The sequence below is a fragment of the Streptomyces sp. YS-3 genome (assembly GCF_045257485.1).
Taxonomy (GTDB): domain Bacteria; phylum Actinomycetota; class Actinomycetes; order Streptomycetales; family Streptomycetaceae; genus Streptomyces.
Map to the genome: position 1 here is coordinate 1 of NZ_JBJHPC010000644.1, position 3,834 is coordinate 3,834.

Here is a 3,834-nt window from a genome sequence, read left to right on the forward strand (position 1 = left end):
CCGCCGGCCCCGCCAGCCCTGCCAGTCCCGTTAGTCCCGCCAGTCCCCCTAGTCCCGCTCGCACACGAAGATCGCCGTGCCCGGGATCAGGTTCCCCCGCAGCGGGGACCAGCCGCCCCACTCCTGTGTGTTCCACGCCGGCCACTCCGGCTCGACCAGGTCGACCAGCCGGAAACCGCCGGCCACCACGTCCCGGACCCGGTCGCCCAGCGTCCGGTGGTGCTCGACGTACACCGCGTTCCCGGCCTCGTCCTGCTCCACGTACGGCGTGCGGTCGAAGTAGGACGCCGCCACGCTCAGCCCCTCCGGCCCGGGCTCATCCGGGAACGCCCAGCGGATGGGGTGCGTGACGCTGAAGACCCAGCGCCCGCCGGGCCGCAGCACCCGCCGGACCTCACGGAAGACCCGCACGGGATCGGCCACGAACGGGACCGCCCCGTACGCGGAGCACGCGAGGTCGAAGGAGCCGTCGGCGAAGGGGAGGGCGCCCGCGTCCGCCTCCACCAGCGGAATCGTTCCGCCGTCGATACGCAGGGCGTGCTGGAGCTGGCGGTGCGAGAGGTCCAGGGCGACCGGCCGGGCGCCCTGGGCGGCCAGCCAGCGCGAGCACTGGGCCGCCCCGGCGCCGATCTCCAGGACGTCCCGCCCCCTCAGCGACCCGGCCGGGCCGAGCAGCGCCGCGTCCGCCTCGTCCAGCCCCTCGGGGCCCCACACGAAACGGTCGTCCCCCAGGAACGCTCCGTGATCGGTCTGGTACTCGTCGGCGTTCCGGTCCCACCAGCTCCGGCTGGCCCGGCTGCTCTCCGCGTCGTCGGCGTCACGCCGCGTCGCGTCCGGCTCGTATTCGGCGTCGAACTCTTGGATCATCGTGTCCGTCGTTGTAGTTTGCGCAGAGCGCGAGCACGTGTTCGGCCCAACGACTTCTGCTGGGCCTTTTCGGGTCAGCGTGGCCTCGGAGAACCTCAGTTGTGCCGGGAATGCGGGGATCCTCCCCGGGTGTGCGCCTTCGCGCATTGACCCTGTCCGGCTGCCCCCGTATGCTACAAGTTGCGCTGCGAGCCTGCGCACCTCAGACCTAGCAGGCGCGCTTCCATCTGTTGTATGTCCCCTCGGTTGTCGAGGCGCCATCCGGACCGACCCGGATAGGCGCTTCCCAGGCTGTCCGGCTTCTGCAGAGGCGATACGGGCTCTCGGCGTGGCAGTACCTACGACTTTCTGTCCGTAACCGGAGCCCTTTCCCACATGACGAGCAGCACCGAGACCACCTCTACCACTCCGCAGGTAGCGGTCAACGACATCGGTAACGAGGAAGCCTTCCTCGCCGCGATCGACGAGACGATCAAGTACTTCAACGACGGCGACATCGTCGACGGCGTCATCGTGAAGGTCGACCGGGACGAGGTCCTGCTCGACATCGGTTACAAGACCGAAGGCGTGATCCCGAGCCGCGAGCTCTCGATCAAGCACGACGTCGACCCGAACGAGGTCGTCAAGGTCGGCGACGAGATCGAGGCCCTGGTTCTCCAGAAGGAGGACAAGGAAGGCCGTCTGATCCTGTCCAAGAAGCGTGCGCAGTACGAGCGCGCCTGGGGCACGATCGAGAAGATCAAGGAAGAAGACGGCATCGTCACCGGTACCGTCATCGAGGTCGTCAAGGGTGGTCTCATCCTCGACATCGGCCTCCGTGGCTTCCTGCCGGCTTCCCTCGTCGAGATGCGTCGTGTCCGCGACCTCCAGCCCTACGTGGGCAAGGAGCTCGAGGCGAAGATCATCGAGCTGGACAAGAACCGCAACAACGTGGTCCTGTCCCGCCGCGCCTGGCTCGAGCAGACCCAGTCCGAGGTTCGCCAGACGTTCCTCACCACCCTGCAGAAGGGTCAGGTCCGCTCCGGCGTCGTCTCCTCGATCGTCAACTTCGGTGCCTTCGTGGACCTGGGTGGCGTCGACGGTCTCGTGCACGTCTCCGAGCTCTCTTGGAAGCACATCGACCACCCGTCCGAGGTTGTCGAGGTCGGCCAGGAAGTCACCGTCGAGGTCCTCGACGTCGACATGGACCGCGAGCGTGTCTCCCTGTCGCTGAAGGCGACCCAGGAGGACCCGTGGCAGCAGTTCGCCCGTACGCACCAGATCGGGCAGGTCGTCCCCGGTAAGGTCACCAAGCTCGTTCCGTTCGGTGCGTTCGTGCGCGTCGACGAGGGCATCGAGGGCCTGGTCCACATCTCCGAGCTGGCCGAGCGCCACGTGGAGATCCCGGAGCAGGTCGTCCAGGTCAACGACGAGATCTTCGTCAAGGTCATCGACATCGACCTTGAGCGTCGCCGGATCTCGCTGTCCCTGAAGCAGGCCAACGAGTCCTTCGGTGCCGACCCGGCGTCGGTCGAGTTCGACCCGACCCTGTACGGCATGGCCGCGTCCTACGACGACCAGGGCAACTACATCTACCCCGAGGGCTTCGACCCCGAGACCAACGACTGGCTCGAGGGCTACGAGACCCAGCGCGAGGCGTGGGAGGGCCAGTACGCCGAGGCGCAGCAGCGCTTCGAGCAGCACCAGGCCCAGGTCATCAAGTCCCGCGAGGCCGACGAGGCCGCCGCTGCCGAGGGCGCTGCCGCCCCGGCCGCCGGTGGCAACGCCGGTGCCGGCATCTCGGGTGGTTCGTACTCCTCGGAGTCGGACGACAACTCCGGCGCCCTGGCGTCGGACGAGGCCCTGGCTGCCCTGCGCGAGAAGCTGGCGGGCGGCCAGAGCTGACGCTCTGACCCCGGTCGGTAGATAGCCGAAATGTAAGGCCCGCTCCCCATTGGGGGGCGGGCCTTACATCGTTCCCGCCCCCTGACACTCCGGGCGGCGCGCTGTCAGGGGGTGACCGGGATGTTGGTCAGCCCCTTTCCACCGGTCACCGTGTTGCTGGCGTAGACAGTCGTCGGACAGCTGTTCGCGTTGTAGTTGGTCACGTTGACGGCGAGCCGCAGCGCACCGGGGGAGTCGCTCAGGTCCGACGTGTTGGAGCGGAAGACCGTGCCGCAGCCCCAGCCGGACTGCTGCGTGTGTGTCTCATAGCCGTTGTTGAGGGTGTGAACGCCGGTGTTGCCCTCGATCACCGCCTTGTTGCCCTTCACATCGACCCAGGAGTCGTCGTAGTTGGCGTTGGTCAGCCCGCTGCCGTCGAAGTGGTTGCCGACGATCCGGGTCCCGGTGGTGCCCTCCTTCACATCGACGTTCTCGCCGCCGACGCCCGGACCGATGGTGTTGCCCAGGATCTGCACCTGGTCGCTCCGGTCGGACAGGTCGCCCGCCGTGCCCACGTACACGCCCTCGCCCATGCCCGAGCCGTCCCGGCCGGTGTCGTAGACGCGCGAGTTCCTGATGACGCCGTTCTTGCTGGACTTGCGGAAGTGGACGCCCTCCATGGAGAGGCCGTGCACGGTCACGGAGTCGATCACGACACCGATCGCCGCGTCCATCATGATCCCCTTCTGGCCGCCGGTGACGGTGAGGCCGTTGACCGTCCAGTACGAGGCGCCGTTGAGGTGGAGGCCGTATCCGCCGCTCGCCTTGAGCACGGCCTTCGACGAACCCGTGAGGGTGATCCGCGCGGACGCGGTGCCGGCGGTGGTCGCCTTGAAGTTGCCGGTGTAGGTGCCGTCGGCGAGCCGGATGGTGTCACCGGGGTGGGCGGCTGCGAGCGCCGACTTCAGCTGGGTGGCCGTGATGACGTCGACGACGGCGGCGGACGCCTGGGCGGACGATGCGGTGAGACCGAGTCCGCCGGTGGCGAGAGCGCAGGTGAGCAGGGAGACGAGCAGGGGGCGGTTACGCATGGGGGGCCTCCGG

The 3,834-nt window shown here is 68.2% G+C and carries 3 protein-coding genes; 1 reads left to right on the plus strand and 2 read right to left on the minus strand.

Translation table 11 applies throughout. The features are described 5' to 3' along the window. Positions 1–48 precede the first annotated feature (48 nt). On the minus strand, positions 49–867 hold the full coding sequence (locus ACJA3G_RS32450) for a class I SAM-dependent methyltransferase (protein ID WP_406556613.1): 819 nt from the start codon (positions 865–867) through the stop codon (positions 49–51). A gap of 375 nt (positions 868–1,242) precedes the next feature. Here ACJA3G_RS32450 and rpsA point away from each other — a divergent pair, with 375 nt between their 5' ends. Beyond that, complete coding sequence (gene rpsA / locus ACJA3G_RS32455) at positions 1,243–2,751, plus strand: 30S ribosomal protein S1 (RefSeq protein WP_067157914.1); 1,509 nt, start codon at positions 1,243–1,245, stop codon at positions 2,749–2,751. Between the two features lie 104 nt (positions 2,752–2,855). Here the strand turns inward: rpsA and ACJA3G_RS32460 are convergent, their stop codons facing one another. Further along, positions 2,856–3,821: a right-handed parallel beta-helix repeat-containing protein gene (locus ACJA3G_RS32460; protein ID WP_406556614.1), complete on the minus strand. Its 966-nt coding sequence runs from the start codon at positions 3,819–3,821 to the stop codon at positions 2,856–2,858. Positions 3,822–3,834: the final 13 nt, after the last annotated feature.

Excerpts from the sequence above, each read along its gene's own strand:
- rpsA (WP_067157914.1), top strand. The coding sequence starts at position 1,243 with ATGACGAGCAGCACCGAGACCACCTCTACCACTCCGCAGGTAGCGGTC.
- ACJA3G_RS32460 (WP_406556614.1), bottom strand. The coding sequence starts at position 3,821 with ATGCGTAACCGCCCCCTGCTCGTCTCCCTGCTCACCTGCGCTCTCGCC.
- ACJA3G_RS32450 (WP_406556613.1), bottom strand. The coding sequence starts at position 867 with ATGATCCAAGAGTTCGACGCCGAATACGAGCCGGACGCGACGCGGCGT.